The 16,155-nt window shown below is 68.1% G+C and carries 17 protein-coding genes; 9 read left to right on the plus strand and 8 right to left on the minus strand.

Annotated elements, in window-relative coordinates; genetic code table 11:
* Positions 1 to 11: 11 nt before the first annotated feature.
* Complete coding sequence (locus IFR14_RS19235; protein ID WP_191941976.1) at positions 12 to 305, plus strand: DUF4287 domain-containing protein; 294 nt, start codon at positions 12 to 14, stop codon at positions 303 to 305.
* Positions 306 to 504: 199 nt separating this feature from the next.
* Here IFR14_RS19235 and IFR14_RS19240 read toward each other — a convergent pair whose 3' ends face one another.
* The 4 genes from IFR14_RS19240 to IFR14_RS19255 form a co-directional block, all read right to left on the minus strand.
* A complete protein-coding gene (locus IFR14_RS19240; protein ID WP_079706990.1) occupies positions 505 to 1,317 on the minus strand; it encodes a CPBP family intramembrane glutamic endopeptidase in 813 nt (270 codons plus the stop codon).
* Positions 1,318 to 1,540: 223 nt separating this feature from the next.
* On the minus strand, positions 1,541 to 2,386 hold the full coding sequence (locus IFR14_RS19245; RefSeq protein ID WP_191941977.1) for a transglutaminase family protein: 846 nt from the start codon (positions 2,384 to 2,386) through the stop codon (positions 1,541 to 1,543).
* Positions 2,383 to 3,312, minus strand: a complete 930-nt coding sequence (locus IFR14_RS19250; protein WP_064295753.1) for an alpha-E domain-containing protein — start codon at positions 3,310 to 3,312, stop codon at positions 2,383 to 2,385. Before IFR14_RS19250 ends, IFR14_RS19245 begins: the two co-directional genes overlap by 4 nt.
* Positions 3,306 to 5,009 carry a circularly permuted type 2 ATP-grasp protein gene (locus tag IFR14_RS19255; RefSeq protein ID WP_191941978.1) on the minus strand — a complete coding sequence of 568 codons (1,704 nt, stop codon included), beginning with the start codon at positions 5,007 to 5,009 and terminating at the stop codon, positions 3,306 to 3,308. The genes IFR14_RS19250 and IFR14_RS19255 overlap by 7 nt, the downstream gene beginning before the upstream one ends.
* Positions 5,010 to 5,203: 194 nt before the next feature.
* Here IFR14_RS19255 and IFR14_RS19260 point away from each other — a divergent pair, with 194 nt between their 5' ends.
* Positions 5,204 to 5,842 (plus strand): hypothetical protein, encoded by a 639-nt coding sequence (locus IFR14_RS19260; RefSeq protein WP_191941979.1) that lies wholly within the window; start codon positions 5,204 to 5,206, stop codon positions 5,840 to 5,842.
* A gap of 338 nt (positions 5,843 to 6,180) precedes the next feature.
* Here IFR14_RS19260 and IFR14_RS19265 read toward each other — a convergent pair whose 3' ends face one another.
* Positions 6,181 to 7,122, minus strand: a complete 942-nt coding sequence (locus IFR14_RS19265) for an aldo/keto reductase (protein WP_191941980.1) — start codon at positions 7,120 to 7,122, stop codon at positions 6,181 to 6,183.
* Between the two features lie 88 nt (positions 7,123 to 7,210).
* Here IFR14_RS19265 and IFR14_RS19270 point away from each other — a divergent pair, with 88 nt between their 5' ends.
* The 3 genes from IFR14_RS19270 (at position 7,211) to IFR14_RS19280 (ending at position 9,196) form a co-directional block, all read left to right on the plus strand.
* Complete coding sequence (locus tag IFR14_RS19270; RefSeq protein WP_249407045.1) at positions 7,211 to 7,720, plus strand: GNAT family N-acetyltransferase; 510 nt, start codon at positions 7,211 to 7,213, stop codon at positions 7,718 to 7,720.
* Between the two features lie 91 nt (positions 7,721 to 7,811).
* A complete protein-coding gene (locus IFR14_RS19275) occupies positions 7,812 to 8,243 on the plus strand; it encodes a hypothetical protein (protein ID WP_191941981.1) in 432 nt (143 codons plus the stop codon).
* Positions 8,244 to 8,272: 29 nt separating this feature from the next.
* Complete coding sequence (locus IFR14_RS19280; RefSeq protein ID WP_249407046.1) at positions 8,273 to 9,196, plus strand: SMP-30/gluconolactonase/LRE family protein; 924 nt, start codon at positions 8,273 to 8,275, stop codon at positions 9,194 to 9,196.
* Between the two features lie 12 nt (positions 9,197 to 9,208).
* Here the strand turns inward: IFR14_RS19280 and IFR14_RS19285 are convergent, their stop codons facing one another.
* The 3 genes from IFR14_RS19285 to IFR14_RS19295 all read right to left on the minus strand — a co-directional run bounded on the left by IFR14_RS19285 (position 9,209) and on the right by IFR14_RS19295 (position 11,525).
* Entirely contained in the window at positions 9,209 to 10,246 is a 1,038-nt protein-coding gene (locus tag IFR14_RS19285; RefSeq protein WP_191941982.1) for a LacI family DNA-binding transcriptional regulator, read from the minus strand.
* Between the two features lie 77 nt (positions 10,247 to 10,323).
* Positions 10,324 to 10,743: a carboxymuconolactone decarboxylase family protein gene (locus IFR14_RS19290; RefSeq protein WP_191941983.1), complete on the minus strand. Its 420-nt coding sequence runs from the start codon at positions 10,741 to 10,743 to the stop codon at positions 10,324 to 10,326.
* A 32-nt stretch (positions 10,744 to 10,775) separates the two neighbouring features.
* The gene (locus IFR14_RS19295; protein WP_064295740.1) at positions 10,776 to 11,525 is read right to left on the minus strand and encodes an SDR family NAD(P)-dependent oxidoreductase; all 750 of its coding nucleotides are present in this window, start codon (positions 11,523 to 11,525) and stop codon (positions 10,776 to 10,778) included.
* A 301-nt stretch (positions 11,526 to 11,826) separates the two neighbouring features.
* On the opposite strand from IFR14_RS19295, the gene IFR14_RS19300 reads away from it, so the two are divergent.
* The 4 genes from IFR14_RS19300 to IFR14_RS19315 all read left to right on the plus strand — a co-directional run bounded on the left by IFR14_RS19300 (position 11,827) and on the right by IFR14_RS19315 (position 16,141).
* A complete protein-coding gene (locus IFR14_RS19300) occupies positions 11,827 to 13,143 on the plus strand; it encodes an extracellular solute-binding protein (protein ID WP_191941984.1) in 1,317 nt (438 codons plus the stop codon).
* 128 nt (positions 13,144 to 13,271) lie between these two features.
* On the plus strand, positions 13,272 to 14,153 hold the full coding sequence (locus tag IFR14_RS19305; RefSeq protein ID WP_191941985.1) for a carbohydrate ABC transporter permease: 882 nt from the start codon (positions 13,272 to 13,274) through the stop codon (positions 14,151 to 14,153).
* 4 nt (positions 14,154 to 14,157) lie between these two features.
* Positions 14,158 to 15,102 carry a carbohydrate ABC transporter permease gene (locus IFR14_RS19310; protein ID WP_229939448.1) on the plus strand — a complete coding sequence of 315 codons (945 nt, stop codon included), beginning with the start codon at positions 14,158 to 14,160 and terminating at the stop codon, positions 15,100 to 15,102.
* A 34-nt stretch (positions 15,103 to 15,136) separates the two neighbouring features.
* Complete coding sequence (locus tag IFR14_RS19315) at positions 15,137 to 16,141, plus strand: aldo/keto reductase (protein WP_191941986.1); 1,005 nt, start codon at positions 15,137 to 15,139, stop codon at positions 16,139 to 16,141.
* Positions 16,142 to 16,155 lie beyond the last annotated feature (14 nt).

The raw sequence follows: 16,155 nt of genomic DNA on the forward strand, positions 1-16,155 counted from the left end.
AAGGAGCCGTCATGTCGTTCCAGGCCTATCTCGATGCCGCCGAGGCGAAGACCGGTAAGACCCCGCGCGAGCTCGTCGACGAGGCGCACGACCGCGGCTTCGACGCGTCGACCAAGGCCGGCGAGATCCTGGAGTGGCTGAAGACGGACTACGAGCTCGGCCGGGGTCATGGGATGGCGCTCGTCCACGTCATCAAGAACGGTCCGACGATCAGCGAGAAGCACGTCGGCCTCGACGGGGTGCACCGCGACGAGTCGACCGAACTCTGGCTCGACGGAGCGGCGACGAAGCCCGCCGCCCCCTGACTCCCGTCCGGGTTGCTGCCAGCGCGGTGCGCTCGCGTGAGCGCGGGTCTGTGGCGTGAGCGCGCCCCTCTGGAGACCCGCGGTCACCTGCCAGACCCGCGCTGAAGCCTGAACACCGCCGCTCGCGTCAGCGCACCGCGCTGGGCCCGGGACACCGACATTCGCATCAGCGCACCGCGCTGGCGGGCGGACACATCGCTCAGTACCAGAAGATCGGAATCCAGTCGCGATGGTGCGCGTGCACGATCGCGAGGAAGACGATCGCGTCGAAGAGCAGGTGGACCGCGAGGATGTACCCGAGCGACCGCGTCTTCGAGAACAGGTACCCCTGGAGGAGCGCGAACGGGAACGTCAGGAGCGGGCCCCATGAGCGGTAACCCAGTTCCCAGAGGAACGAGACGAAGATGACGGCCTGCAACAGGTTGGCCTGCCAGACCGGGAAGTGCCGGCGCAGCAGGGCGAAGCAGGTGCAGATGAAGAACAGCTCGTCCCACGTGCCGACCGCGTTGACGCCGACGAAGAACCGGCCGAGTTCTCCGGCGTCGCTGATCACCGGCCAGTTCTCGTAGGCACCGGAGCGGATGAAGTAGAACGGGAGGATCGCCCAGCCGAGCAGCGGGACGGCGAAGAGATAGGCGATCTCACCCTTCGTCTTCTTCTCGCGGCTGCGCCAGGGGAAGGTGATCGCCTTCCGCCGGTAGACGAATCGGTCGATGAGGAACGGGACACCGACCGCCAGCAGGAGGACGGTGCCGATGCGGAAGAAGCTCGGCCAGGAGACGTCCGCTTCCACGGACGTGGTCGAGACGATCCCGATGCCGATCGCGATGAGGAACAGGTCCTTCGCGAGGTCGCGGTCGATCAGGATCGCGGTCGCGAGCGCGGCGACGAGGAGCGGGTAGCCGGCGAGCGGCTGCATGAGGCCGAAGAGGCAGAACGCGGACGCGGCGAGCAGCACCGCGGGGATCAGCTTCATCGGGCGGCGGGCCGGGACGATCATCTCGGTCTGCATGCCGTCGATCCTACGGGTGCCGGCGCGGGGCGCTGAGGCGAGCGCGGGCTTGTAGGCGTCGGCGCGGTGCACTGACGCGAGAGCACCCGAACGGGCGCGACCGCGTGGCCTGCGCGTGAGCGCGACCCTCCGGAGACCCGCGCTCACGCGCATGACCCGCGCTCACGTCAGCGCACCGCGCTGGCGCATCCACCGAGGAGGGCATCCCGGCGGTGGAGTCGGGTCAGGCCTCTCGGGTGATCTCGACCTTCACGAAGAGCTTCGAGCGGTAGGGGCCCGCGTAGACACCACGGAGCGGGGAGACGTCACCGTAGTCACGACCCCGCCCGATGAGGACGTGACGCTCGCCCACGTCGACCATGTTGGTCGGGTCGAACCCCCGCCAGTCACCGCAGAACCATTCGACCCACGCGTGCGACTCCCCCGTCACCGTCTCGCCGATCGCCGCGTGCGGCTTCGGGTGCAGGTACCCCGACACGTAACGGGCCGGGATCCCCACCGATCGCAGCGCCCCGAGGACGATGTGCGTGATGTCCTGACAGACGCCCTTGCGGTTCGCCCACGCCTCGGCAGCGGTCGAGTACACGCTCGTGACGCCCTGCACGTAGTCCATCTGCTCGCCGATCTCCCGACTGATGGCCATCGCGGCCTCGCAGGGGCTCTCGTAGCGGTCGGCGATGGTCCGGGCGAGCTCGACGAGGTCGTCCGGCGGGGTCGTCCGGCGCGTCTGTTCCAGGTGCTCCACCCGGGTCACGGCGGCCTGGGTCGCGATGTCGAGCTGCTCCCAGCCGGTCGGGTGCGGTTCGTGCTGGCGCGGCCGGACCTCGACGAGGCTCGTCGCCGTGAGCGAGAGCTCGTCGTGCGGGGTCAGCACCTCGAACGCCGAGACCTTCATGCCCCAGTAGTCGGTGTACGTCGACTGCGACGCCCCCGGCTGGATGTCGATGTGCGAGTACAGGACGTACTGGTCCTCCGTCGTCACCGGCAGCATGCGCGCCTCGTTGTACGACGCGTTGACCTTGCCGCCGTAGGAGAAGCCGGTGCTGTGCTTGATGTGGAGCCGGGTCATGAGTTCTCTCCGATCCACGCGGGCACCGCATGAGTGGGGAAGTAGCGTTCGCGGATCGCCTCCGACACCTGGCTGGTGACGTTCTGCACGGCGTCCATCCGACCGGGGAGGTCGACGAGCGTGTCCTGGATGGGCCGGTACTCGAGGTCGCTGCGGATCTGCCCGAGCAGGCGCTGGGCGGAATCCACGGTTCCGACGCGGCCTCGGCGCGGTTCGAGGTCGCGCATGCACTCCTCGGCCCGGCTGATCGAGAACATGACCGACCGCGGGAACAGCTGGTCGAGCAGGAGGAACTCGGCCGCGTTCTTCGCGCTCGGCATGCCGCGGTACGTGCGCAGGTAGGCCTCATAGGCGCCGCACGAGCGGAGGATCGTCGTCCAGGACGGGCCGCTCGCCTCGGTGAGCGACCGCGTCGCCAGGAGTCGGGCGGTCATGTCGGCGCGTTCGAGGCTGCGACCGAGGGTGAAGAAGCGCCAGGCGTCGTCGCGACTCGTGGCGGAGTCGACGATGCCGACGGCGAGAGCCGAACGCTCGCGCACCCACCCGAAGAACTCGTGCACCTTGTCGCTCGCAACCCGGCGCGGCATCCGGGCACGCGTCGTGTTGAGGCACTCCCAGAGCTCGGTCGACACGATCTCGCGGGCACGTCGGGCGTTCTCGCGAGCGGCGCCGAGCGAGTAGGCGATCGACGCCGGGTGCGTGCGGTCGACGGCGAGCTGCGCGAGGACGTCCTGACGGGTGAGTTCCTGGTCGGCGGGCGCGTCGCTGCCCATGACGGAGAGCAGCGACCGGCAGGCGGTGTCCTCGTCGATCCACGGGTCCTCGAGCAGCAGCTGCAGGTGGACGTCGAGGATGCGCGCGGTACCGTCACTGCGTTCGATGTAGCGGCCGATCCAGAAGAGGCTCTCGGCGATGCGGCTCAGCATGATGCGTCCTCCTGCCCGCCGGCAGCGGGCGTGGCAAGCGTCTGCTGCTGTTGCTCCTGCTGGTCCTGGTTGCCGGCCGGACGGTCCTGGGGCGAATGCTCCGGGGTCGTGCCGTGGTCGTAGATGATCGGGATCGACGTCGTCTCGGTCGTGGCCTGTTCGGCGACGAGACCCTGGATGTCGTGCGACGAGGCCTCGGGCGCGGCGTTCGGATCGAAGGCGCGGCCGACCACCCAGGTGTCCTTCGAGCCGCCACCCTGGCTGGAGTTCACGACCAGCTGGCCCTCCGGCAGGGCGACGCGCGTGAGGCCGCCGGGCAGCACCCAGACGTCGTTGCCGTCGTTGACCGCGAACGGACGCAGGTCGGCGTGGCGGGGACGCATGCCGTCCTCGACGAGCGTCGGGATGGTGGAGAGCATGACGACCGGCTGCGCGATCCAGCCGCGCGGGTCCTCCTGCAGCTTCGTCTTGAGGGTCGCGAGCTCCTCCTTCGAGGCGTCCGGACCCACGACGAGGCCCTTGCCACCGGAGCCGTCGACGGGCTTGATGACGAGCTCGTCCAGGCGGTCGAGCACCTCTTCGAGGGCGAGCGGGTCCTCGAGCCGCCAGGTGTCGACGTTCGGGAGGATCGCGTCCTCGGCGAGGTAGTACTTGATGAGGTCGGGCAGGTACGTGTAGACGAGCTTGTCGTCGGCGACACCGTTCCCGACCGCGTTCGCGATGGTCACGTTGCCGAGGCGCGCGGCGAGCATGAGCCCGGGCGAACCGAGCATGGAGTCGGCGCGGAACGACAGCGGGTCGAGGAACTCGTCGTCGACGCGGCGGTAGATGACGTCGACGCGCGTGGGCCCGGCGGTCGTGCGCATGAAGACCTTGCCGCCGGAGCAGAAGAGGTCGCGACCCTCGACGAGCTCGACGCCCATGAGGCGCGCGAGCAGCGTGTGCTCGAAGTACGCGGAGTTGTACACGCCGGGGGTGAGGACGACGACGTTCGGGTCCTCGACGCCGGGCGGGGCCGACGCACGCAGCGCCTGCAGGAGCTTGTTCGGGTAGTCGCCGACGGGCCGCACGCGCATCGAGACGAACAGCTCAGGGAGCGTCTGCGCCATCACACGACGGTTGGAGATGACGTAGCTGACGCCGGACGGGACCCGGACGTTGTCCTCGAGGACACGCATCTGACCGTGCTCGTCGCGGATGAGGTCGATGCCGGAGACCTGGATGCGGACGCCGTTCGCCGCCTGGATCCCGTAGGCCTGCCGGTGGAAGTGCGACGACGAGGAGATGAGCTTCGCGGGGATGACGCCGTCGCGCACGGCGAGCTGCGGGCCGTAGACATCGGCGAGGAAGGCCTCGAGCGCCTTGACGCGCTGCTTGATGCCGGCCTCGACCTGCGTCCACTCCTGCTGCTCGATCACCCGCGGGACCGCGTCGAGCGGGAACGGACGCTCCTCGCCGGCGAAGTCGAAGGTCACGCCCTGGGCGAGGTAGGAGCTGGCGAGGGCGTCGGTGCGGCCTCGAAGCTCCTCCTGGGTCATCCGTGCGAGGGAGCTGTAGATCTCCTGATACGCCCGCCTGGCGGTCGCACCACCCGCGTGTTCCGCCGCCTCGCCGAACATCTCGTCGAAGGCGGGAACGCCGCCCGGAGTCTTACGCGGGGCGAGCGTGCCGCCATAGCCGTTGAACAGGTCACCCATGGGCCGACTCTACCGGGACACATGTTGCCGGGGTGTTTCGGAGCGCGGAGGGCCAGTCGAATGCGGTGGCCCGGGGATCGTGCTCATGGCCCGCAGGTCCGCCAAGTCCGAGAACACACCCTTTACTCAACATATATTTCAGTACTAGTATCCAAAAATCGAGATAGTCTCGATGGAACGCAAGGAGGACTATCATGTCAAGATTCGCATCCATCGCCGCCCTAGCGGTGTTCACGGTGGGGCTCACAATCCCCGGGTCGCCCGCGTTCGCGCAGGCATCCGACACCAGCGACGCTGCCGACGTAGACGCATTCATTCAAGACCTCGAAGATCACGCGGGTGACGACCCGATCGCTCTCGAGTTCATATCGGAGTTCAGCGACCTGCCGCTGGAGACGCAGGTCGACGCGGTGGAAGCCTTCAAGGACGGATCGATCGTCGATGACTTCCGTGTGATCGCCGAGCCGGAGCAGACGATGCGTATGGACAACCCGAACACTCGCGGGATAGAGGAGTGGCACACCAAGGCAAAGAACGTCGTCACGCTCTTCGGCATCACGTTTGGCGAATACAACCAGGACTTCTACTACACGGGGACTGGGAGCTCGGTCTACAGCACCGATGCCTGCGAGGCGACTTTCAGTGGCTTCACCGGCTTTTGGTCAGGCTCCGCGGCGTCCAACGCGCACTGGGTCAGCGGCGGCTCGGGCGTATGCCACTCCACGTTCCACTACTCCTTGTTCTTCCAAGGATCGAGTATCACGATGAATCAGCAGCTCCGACTCTACGTCGACGGCCGAGGTGGCGCCGCCGGGGATCTTGTGAACCTCTAGCGATATCGTGACCTCGTCGTCAGGAGATCAGGAAGCTTCGGCCGACCTACGAGGCGGCCGAGTCATTGGCGCGCTCACCGCGATATCCGCACTCGTCGCGATACCGTGTCCGGTGGCGTTCATTCCAGCCGTCATCGGTACGGTCGTCTGCTTGATGCGCAAACGGGCAAGTCGTCATGCGAGCCGCCTCGCGACAGTGGGCATCGTCATCACGTGCGCGGCTGCGACCGCCTCGACGGTCGCGACGCTCGCCTTCCTCTTGTCCGCCGCGTAGTTCCGGGTCGGTGTGCACGCCTTGCACCGACCCGGAGACACGCGTGTAAGAGATCCAGAGGTGCCTACGCGACCGAGGCGGCGGTGAGGGCGGCCAGCTCGTCGGCGGAGAGCTCGAGTGTCGCGGAGGCGAGGAGGTCGGGCAGCTGCTCGACCGTGCGGGCACTCGCGATGGGCGCGGCGACGGTCGGCTGCGAGCGGAGCCACGCGAGCGACACCGTCGCGACGGAGACGCCGTGGGCCGCGGCGACCTCGTCGAGGACGGGCAGGAGCGCGGCGTGGTCGGCGAGGTAGGCCTGCGCACCCTCGGCGCGGACGCTGTCGACGCTCGCACCCTCGCGGTACTTGCCCGTCAGGAAGCCCTTGGCGAGCGAGAAGTACGGCAGCACCGCGAGCTGCTCGCGCTCGGCGATCGTGCGCAGCTCACCCTCGAACTCGCGCTCGACGAGATTGTAGTGCGGCTGGAGGGCGATCGGGCGGTGGAGTCCCTTGGCCTCGACGATCTCGAACCACTCGGCGATGCGCGCTGCGGAGTAGTTGGAGATGCCGAGGTGGCGGATCTTGCCGGCGTCGACGAGGGACGACAGTGCCGTCACCGTCTCTTCGAGCGGCACCGACTCGTCGTCGAAGTGCGCGTAGTAGAGGTCGATGTGGTCGGTGCGGAGACGCTCGAGCGAGGCGTCGGCGGCCTTCAGGATGTTGTCGGCCGCGAGGCCCTGGAAATCGGGGTGCTGGCTGACCTTCGTCGCGATGACGAGCTCGTCGCGGTTGCCGCGGAGTTCCTGCCACTCGCCGATGAGTCGCTCGGAGTCACCGCCGGTGTTGCCGGGCACCCACGCGGAGTAGCCGTCGGCGGTGTCGATGAAGTTGCCGCCGCCCGCGACGAAGGCGTCGAGGATGTCGAACGAGGTCTGCCGGTCGGCGGTCCAGCCGAACACGTTGCCGCCGAGGTTCAGCGGGAAGACGGACAGGTCGGACGTTCCGAGGGTGGTGCGGGCGTGAGTCATCTGATGGTCCTCCAGGGTTCGGTGCATCGCTGGTGCTTCTCCTCACGCTAAGCCCGCGGGCGGCTCGACTATTCCGTCGTGTCGCCCGATGACGAGCGTGCCACCGAGGCCGGACTGGCTCTCCACGGCCCTGCGCCGACCGTCCTACAGTGGGCCGATGGGCTACCGCATCGACGACTCGAAGGACCGCATCGACCGGGACGCCGTGTGGGCCCTGCTCCGTGAGGTCTACTGGGCCAAGTGGCGCAGCCGAACCGACGTCGAGGCACAGATCGACGACGCCTGGCGCGTGATCGGCGTGTACGAGGAGGAGACCGGCGCACAGGTCGGCTTCGCTCGGGCGGTGTCCGACGGACTCGGCTTCGGTTACCTCGCTGACGTCATCGTCCACGAAGCACACCGGGGCCACGGTCTCGGTAAGCGGATCGTGCAGGCCATGATCGACGACGGTCCCGGCGCGCACTTCCGGTGGACACTCTTCACGAGCGACGCGCACGGCCTCTACGAGCAGTTCGGGTTCACCGATCCCGGCCCGACGGCGCTCGTCCGTCCAGCCGCGCAGCTGCCCGTCCACCCGAGCCAGGTGCCGACCGCCTGAGATGCGGCGAATCGCCGTCCCACGGCGACTCGAACGACGAATCGACGCACCTCACCGCAGGCCTCCAGCCGCGACGGGCTAGCGTTGACGTATGTGGATCTCCGACGACGGCCGGTACAACATCGTCGACGTGCCCGCGGAGGCGTATCCGGGGCGCGCCTATCTGCTCGAACTCGTCGCCGGTCTCGAACCCGACGAACTCCAGACGCTCGTGACCCGCATGCAGGCGTTCGACGACGCGATGATCGACCGACTCGAGGTCCTCGTCGACGACGACGCCCCCGAGGTCGCACCGGATCCGGAACGTGAGGCACCGTACGTCGACGAGATGATCCCGCGACGCGTCCTCGACTCGATCGACTGGGACGCGATCCTCACGCCACCGTTCCGGATCGAGGCGATCGACGTCGCCGGTGACCGCTGGCGCATGGACGCGTGGGCCTTCCTGGAGTCGATCGTCGAGCCGCCCGTAACCCGACCGAGCGCCCGCAACCTCGGCTCCTCCCCCATCGACCAGGCGTAGACCGGCACCTGCCGAATAGGCTGGGCGTCATGACCGACGACGACGTCACCATGACCGATCCTTCACCGCTGCTCGCCGAAGGAGCCGGACTCGAGCACCTGTACACGGGTGCGATCTGGAGCGAGGGGCCCGCGTGGATCGCGGAGACCGGACGCGTGCGCTGGAGCGACATCCCGAACGACCGCATCCTCGAGTTCGACACCGCGACCGGCGACACGGCCGTGTTCCGCGACGGCGCCGAGTACACGAACGGCCGCACGATCGACCGCGAGGGCCGGGTCGTGCAGTGCAGTCACGGGCGCCGCGCGGTCGAGATCGAGGGGCCCGACGGCCCGAGCACGCTCGTCGACCACTGGGCCGGCGGCCGCTTCAACTCCCCGAACGACGTCGTCGTGCACTCCGACGGCTCGATCTGGTTCACCGACCCGCCCTACGGCATCGACCCGAGCGGGGAGGAGGGCCACCCCGGCGAGCAGGAGTACGGCGGGTGCTACGTCTTCCGCTTCGAGCCGGACACCGGAGCGATCGAGCCGGTGATCACGGCGATGGTGCACCCGAACGGGCTCGCGTTCTCACCCGACGAGTCGATCCTGTACGTGTCCGACACCGCCACCGCCGCCCGCCGGATCGCGGCCTACGACGTCGCAGCGGACGGCGTCTCGGTCGTCGCCGGCGACACCCCCGGTCGCACCTTCGCGAGCACCGCGGTACCCGCGTCCGACGGCTTCCGGATCGACGTCGACGGCAACGTCTGGTCATCGGCGGGCGACGGCGTCGAGGTCTTCGACCCGTCCGGCGCGACCATCCTGCGCATCCCGGTCCCGGAGCGCACCGCGAACGTCTGCTTCGGCGACCCCGACGGCCGCACCCTCTACATCACGGCCAGCACGTCCCTCTACCGGATCCGAACCGCCACCCGCCAAAGCCCGCGAACTGTCACTCCAGCACAGTGACGGGGCGCTGGACTAGCGGTTGGTGACAGTTCGCGAGCTGGCCCGGGGGACGAGTTCCGGGGCGAAGACGATGTGGCGGGATGACGGAGGCGGGACGGGGGCACCGTCGGCGACGGCGAACTCCAGGAGGAGCAGCTCGACGGCGGCGACACCGAAACCCTCGTGCGGCGCCCGCACCGAGGTGAGCGGGATGATCGACGACTCCGCGAACTCGATGTCGTCGTAGCCGACGATCGCGATGTCCTCGGGCACCCGGACCCCGTGCTCGACCACGAGCGTCTGCATGATGCCGAGCGCCAGCAGGTCGTTGACCGCGAAGACGGCGTCGGGACGGGCGTCGACCGGTCGTGCGGCGATCGCTCGTCCGAGCTCGCGCCCCTCGGCGATCGTGCGCTCCGTGCCCGCGATCACCTCCAGCGTGGCTCCCGGAACCGCAGCGACGGCGGAACTCGCACCCTCGAACCGATCGGCGACCTGACGGATGCCGAGCGGACCACCGACGAACGCGAGCCGGCGACGACCGGTCTGCAGCAGGTGCTCCGCGGCGAGGAACCCACCACGGACGTCGTCGACCGACACCGACGGCTGGTCCGGTGACGATGCGAGCTGCCCGACGAGGACCGACGGGATGCCCCGCTGCCGGATGCTCGTCAACCGCTCCTCGACGGACTCGTGGGAGGCGACGAGCATGCCCTGCACACGCTGCGCCTCGAACATGCCGAGATAGGCGTCCTCGCGCTCACGACTCCGGTTCGAGTTGGCGATGAACACCGAGAGACCGTCTTCGGCCGCGCGCTGCTCCACCCCCTCGGCGATGGTCGCGAAGAACGGGTTGCTGACGTCCGGCGCGATGTACGCGATGGTGCCGCTCCGACCGAGACGGAGCTGCCAGGCCGCGTTGTTCCGCACGAACCCCAGCTGGTCGATCGCCCGCTGGATCCGTTCCTGCTTCTCCGGCGAGACGCGATCGGGGTGGTTGATGTAGTGCGACACCGTCCCCATGGAGACGTCGGCGAGCGTCGCGACCTCGCGGATTCCGACTCGTCCCATGGTTCACCCCTGCTCTCGTGCTGCATCCCCCGGGAGCGTCCCCGCGGCCCGGCTCAGTCTAGATCGCCCCGTCCGGGTCACTCCTGATCGCGATGCGGCTCCGGCCCGAGCGGCTCGGGGATCTCCACGCCGTGCTCGATGAGGGCGTCGGTGACGACCCGGATCGCGTTGAGGGCGCGAGGGAACCCCGCGTACTGCACGGTGTGGATCACCGTCTCGAGGATCTCCGTCGCGGTGCAGCCGACGTTGATCGCACCGCGGGTGTGGCCGCGCAGCTGTGGTTCGAGCCCACCGAGCGCGACCAGAGCCGCGAGGGTGATGAGCTCCCGCTGCGCCAGGGTGAGCCCCGGCCGGGAGTAGATGTCGCCGAAGTTGAACTCGATGCCGAAGCGCGCGAGGTCCTGCGCGAGCCCGGTCTGCATCGCGACGAGCCCCTCCGACTTCCCCTCGCCGTACACCTCGTCGAACTTCGCCTTGCCGCGCTCGAGTCTCGTCATGTCCTGTGGTCCTGTCGTCATCGTCCGTGGCCTCAGATCGAGTGTCCGCCGTCGAGCGGCAGGATGAGGCCGGTGAGGTTCACGGCGGCTGGTGAGGCGAGGAAGACGACCGTCTCCGCGAGGTGCTCCGGCTCGCCGAGGAGCCGGGTGGGGATCTGCGCGAGGAGCGCCTCGCGACGCTCCGGGGTGTCGTTGTCGCGGCCGGGGGTCGCCTGGGCTCCTGGGGCGAGCGCGTTCACGGTGACACCCTGCTCGGCGACCTCGATCGCGAGCGCCTTCGTGAGTCCGACGACGCCGGCCTTGGCCGCGGCGTAGGCCGTCGCCCCGCGCACGAGGCGTCCGCCACTGACGGCGGCGATGGACGCGATGCTGATGATGCGACCGGAGCGCTGTTCGAGCATCGAGGGCAGGACCGCGCGCGTGACGTTGAACACCGAGTTGAGGTTGCGGTCCATCTGGGTCATCCAGGTCTCGTACGTCATCTCGTGGAAGAAGCTGACCGCGCCGCCGCCCGCACCGTTCAGCAAGATGTCGACCCCGCCCCACTCGTCGACGATGCCGCCGACGGCAGCCTGGACGGCGTCGAAGTCGGTCAGGTCGGCCGTCGCCGATGCGGCCCGCACCCCGTGCGCACGGACGAGCTCCGCCGTCTCCTCGAGCCCCGCGGCGTTGAGGTCGAGGCCGGCGACGTCGGCACCCTCCGCGGCGAGCTTCTGGGCGATCACCCGCCCGAGCGCTCCTGCTGCTCCGGTGATGACGGCTCGTTTGCCCTGCAACCTCATGTGCGGTTCCGTTCCTCGTCCGGCGGGTTGAATCGCCGTGCATCGTCGTTGACTGTGGTCGTGCCGACATGATCGAGATCACGGGACGACGATCACCCATTCTCGTCGCCGTCTTGAAACGTGTCAATATGCATTCCGTCCAGCCATTGTCATGCTCGAAGTGCCTCGCCGAGCGGAACTGATCCGACGCTTGACATGCGACCCGAGCGCGGTTAGCCTCGGCCATTGAAACGCTTCAACTTTGCTCGCGACCATCACCGCTCGCGTCTCAACATCACTGCCACATCTTCAAGGAGGAAATGTGTCCACAGCGCACCGGGCCCCGAAACGTCGGTCGGCCACCGCCATCGCCGCACTCGGCGTCACCGCACTCGCCCTGACCGCCTGCGCAGGGAACGGCGGCGCATCGAGCGCCACGTCGTTCGACTACCTCGCGGCCGTCGAGAACTCGATCGTCCGCGACGAACTCACCGCTCTCGGCGACGGCGCGTGCGCCGCGAACGAGAAGGCACTGCCGCTCAAGGTCGAGACCCTGCCCCAGGCCGACGTGCTCCAGCGCGTCACGCTGCTCGCCAGCCAGAACGCCCTGCCCACCACCTTCACCGCACCGACCGCACCGCTGCGGCCCGGCGGCACCCTCGGCGACGACGACACCGTCCTCGACCTCGAGGACACCCTCACCGAGCTGGGCGTCATGGACGACATCCTCCCCTCGGCCGTCGCCACCGTGAAGCACATCTACGGCGACCGTTTCGTCTCGATGCCCTACCAGTACAACGTCGAGGGCTTCTTCTACAACAAGACGATGTTCACGGACCTCGGCATCGCGGTCCCGCAGACGTGGGACGAACTGCTCGACGCGGCCGACACCGTCCAGGCCTCCGGCAAGTCCGCCTTCACGGTCTCCGGCGCCCAGGGGTGGACGATCACCCGCTACATCAGCACCTACCTCTTCCGGCTGCTCGGCCCGGATGCGATGAACGACATCGCCTCCGGTGACGCCAAGCTGACCGACCCCGAGTACGTCGAGGCGATCACCGCCGTCGCGGACCTCGGGAAGTACTTCGGTGCCGGCATCACGACGATGGACATGCAGACCGCGACGAGCGAGTTCTTCACCGGCAACGCGGCCATGATGTACAACGGCACCTGGATGCTCGCCGACGTCTACAACACCGAGCTCAACCAGATCGGCGAGGACGCGGTCGGCTTCATGCCGTTCCCGACCGTCGAAGGCGGCAAGGGTTCGATCGACCAGTACCCGGCCAACACCGGTGCGGCGACCTCGTTCTCCACGAAGGGCTACGACGAGGAGAAGGTCGGCGGCTGGCTGAGCTGCATCGCGGAGAACTACGGCTCCAGCGTGCTGAAGAACCAGGGCGTCATCTCCGGGTTCAAGCTCAACGAAGAGGTCACCGACGTCCCGGCGCTCACCGCCGAGGTGCAGGGCATCATGGCCGACACCGATGAGACGGTCACCTGGTTCGAGACCTTCCTCCCCGAGAAGGCCGGCGTCGACGCCCAGACCAACGCCGCCCCGCTGCTCACCGGCGGCATCTCCCCCGAGGACTTCGCGGCGCTCGTCCAGGCCGGCGTGGACGCGGGTCTCAAGAAGTAACCGGCGATCCGGTCGCCCGGCAGTCGCCCGGCGACCGGATCCGTCCGTCCACGGACGTCCACCTCTGCAGCGGGTCTCGCACCTCGCCGCCCAGCCTCACGGTCCCCCGACCGACTCAGGAGCACAGCATGAAAGACGTCCTCGGCGACAGGAAGGCCATCGCCATCCTGCTGGGCCCGGCCCTGCTCATCTTCACCCTGGTGAAGCTCGTCCCGGTGATGTGGTCGTTCGGCCTCACCTTCTTCCAGGGCGACCTGCGCGGCTTCGAGTTCGTCGGCCTCGACAACTTCGCCCAGCTGTTCGCCGACCCGACGGCCCCGGAAGCGATCTTCTTCAGCATCAAGTACTCGCTCATCGCGACGGTCGCGCAGATCGCCCTCGGGTACGCACTCTCCCTCTTCTACGTCTTCGTCCTCAAGAAGGCGTCGACGCTCGTCCGCACGCTCGTCTTCTTCCCCGTCGTGCTGCCCACCGTCGCGGTCGGTCTGCTGTTCAAGCGCCTGTTCGAGGTCGCGCCGCAGACCGGGCCGGTCAACGCCATCCTGAACGGCTTCGGCATCGACTCGGTGGACTGGTTCAGCTCGCCCGACAGCGCGTTCTTCGTGATCATCATCATGGACCTGTGGCGGTCGATGGGCTTCTACGCCGTCCTGCTCTACGCCGGGCTCCTCGACATCCCCGAGGAGGTGATCGAGTCGGCCCGCATCGACGGCGCCCGCGGCCTGAAGCTCGTCCGGTACATCATCGTGCCGCTGTCGCTCCCCGTCCTGCTGTCCGCCGTGATCTTCAGTTTCAACGCGACGCTCAAGGTGTTCGACTCGGTGCTCGCCTTGACGGGCGGTGGGCCCGGGACGGCGACGACCCCGCTGACGCTGTACATGTACAACACGACGTTCACGTACCAGAACTACGGCTACGGCTCGACGCTCGCGTTCGTGCTCACGATCATGTGCTTCCTCGTGACGCTCCTGATCTTCAAGACCTCCCGCAAAGACCTGACGAAGGACTGACGCCATGACGACCGCCATCACCCCGGCGCGCGGCGCCACCACGCCGGCCTCGAGCGGCAGCGGCGACGGATCCGGCACTGCCGTCCGCCGGCCGAAGATGCGTCGCGCTCCCCGCTCGCGCGCCTACTACCTGCGGAAACTGCCCTCGGTCGTCCTCATCGGACTCCTGCTCGTGATCGAGATCTACCCGATCGTCTGGCTGTTCCTGTCCTCGTTCAAGAACCAGCGCGAGTTCCTGCAGGAGTCCACCTTCTCCCTCCCGGAGTCGTGGAGCTTCGACAACTACGTCACCGCCTGGACGACCGGCAACATCTCGCAGAACCTGCTCAACAGCGTCATCGTGACCCTGCCGTCACTCGTCTTCATCCTCATCTTCGGCGTCGCCGCCGCCTTCGCCCTCGAGGTGATGGTGTGGAAGCGCCGCAACCTGACACTGCTGCTGTTCATCTCCGGCATCATGATCCCCGGCCAGATGATCCTCGTGCCGCTCTTCGTCGCCTACTTCAACCTCGGCCTGACGAACACCTACTGGCCGATGATCATCACCTACACGGCACTCGGGATGCCCTTGACGGTCTTCATGATGACCGCCTACTTCCGGGCCGTGCCGCGCGAGGTGTTCGAGGCGTCGACGATCGACGGAGCCGGCATCATCCGTTCCTTCTGGTCCATCGGACTGCCGATGGTGCGGAACGCACTCTTCACGATCGGGCTCGTGCAGTTCCTGTCCATCTGGAACGACCTGCTCATCTCGCTGACGTTCACGACGAACGCCGACCTCCGCACCATCCAGGCCGGCCTGCTGAACTTCAGCGGGGAGTTCGGCCAGGTCGACTACGGGCCACTGTTCGCGGGCATCTGCATCAACGTCTTCTCGCTGCTCGTCGTATTCGTGTTCCTCAACCAGCGGATCATGAAGGGGCTGGCATCCGGCGCACTCAAGGGGTGACGCCCGAGTGCCCGACGACTGCAGGATGGACGACATGATCAACGACGACCTGACCCAGACACCCTCCACCGACCGGACGACTCCAGCGGTGGCGACACCGGACGACCTCCGCCCGCTCGGCTCGACCGGACTCCTCGCGAGCCCGGTCACGGTCGGCACCTCCGGCCTCGGCACCCCGGCGAGCGCCGACGGCTCACCGGCCGCAGGCTCCACGACGTTCGCGTCGGCCGCCCTCCGCGGGCCGAACCTGCTCGTCGACACCTCGAACGCGTACTCGGACGGGCGCAGCGAGACGGCCATCGGTGACGCCATCCGCCAGGGCGGTCTGCCCGAGGGGCGCGGGGTCGTGACGAAGGCCGACCAGGATCCGTCGACGGCGGTGTTCGACCGCGACCGGGTGCTGCGCTCCTTCGAGGAGAGTCTCGAGCGGCTCGGCGTCGAGCGCATCCCGGTGTTCCACCTGCACGACCCGTACTCGGTGTCGTTCGAGGAGGCGTCGGCACCGGACGGTGCGATCGAGGGCATGCTGGCGCTCAAGGAGCAGGGCCTGGTCGATGCGATCGGGATCGCTGCGGGTGCCATCAGCGTGATGCTGCCCTACGTTCGCACCGGCGTCTTCGACGTGCTCCTCACCCACAACCGGTTCACGCTCGTCGACCGCTCGGCGACCGGCTTGCTGGAGGAGGCGCGGTCGCGGGGGATGGGCGTCTTCAATGCGGCGCCGTTCGGGGGCGGGCTCCTCGCCGGGCGTCGTGGCCGTGACGGCAAGCCGGCCACGTACGCGTACCAGGCCGGGTCGCCCGAGCTGCTCGCCTGGGTCGACCGTGCCGACGAACTGGCCGCCCGCCACGGCATCCCGCTCGCAGCTGCCGCCCTCGCGTTCTCGACGCGATCGGAACTCGTCGACTCCACCGTCGTCGGGATGAACCGCCCGGAGCGGTTGGAACAGGTCGAGGCACTGCGCACGACCCTCATCCCCGACGACTTCTGGTCGGACCTCGACGCCCTCGGCACGCCGCCGAGCACCATCACCGACTGAGCTCCCTTCGCCTC

The sequence above is a fragment of the Plantibacter sp. CFBP 8775 genome (assembly GCF_014839505.1).
Taxonomy (GTDB): Bacteria; Actinomycetota; Actinomycetes; order Actinomycetales; family Microbacteriaceae; genus Plantibacter; species Plantibacter auratus.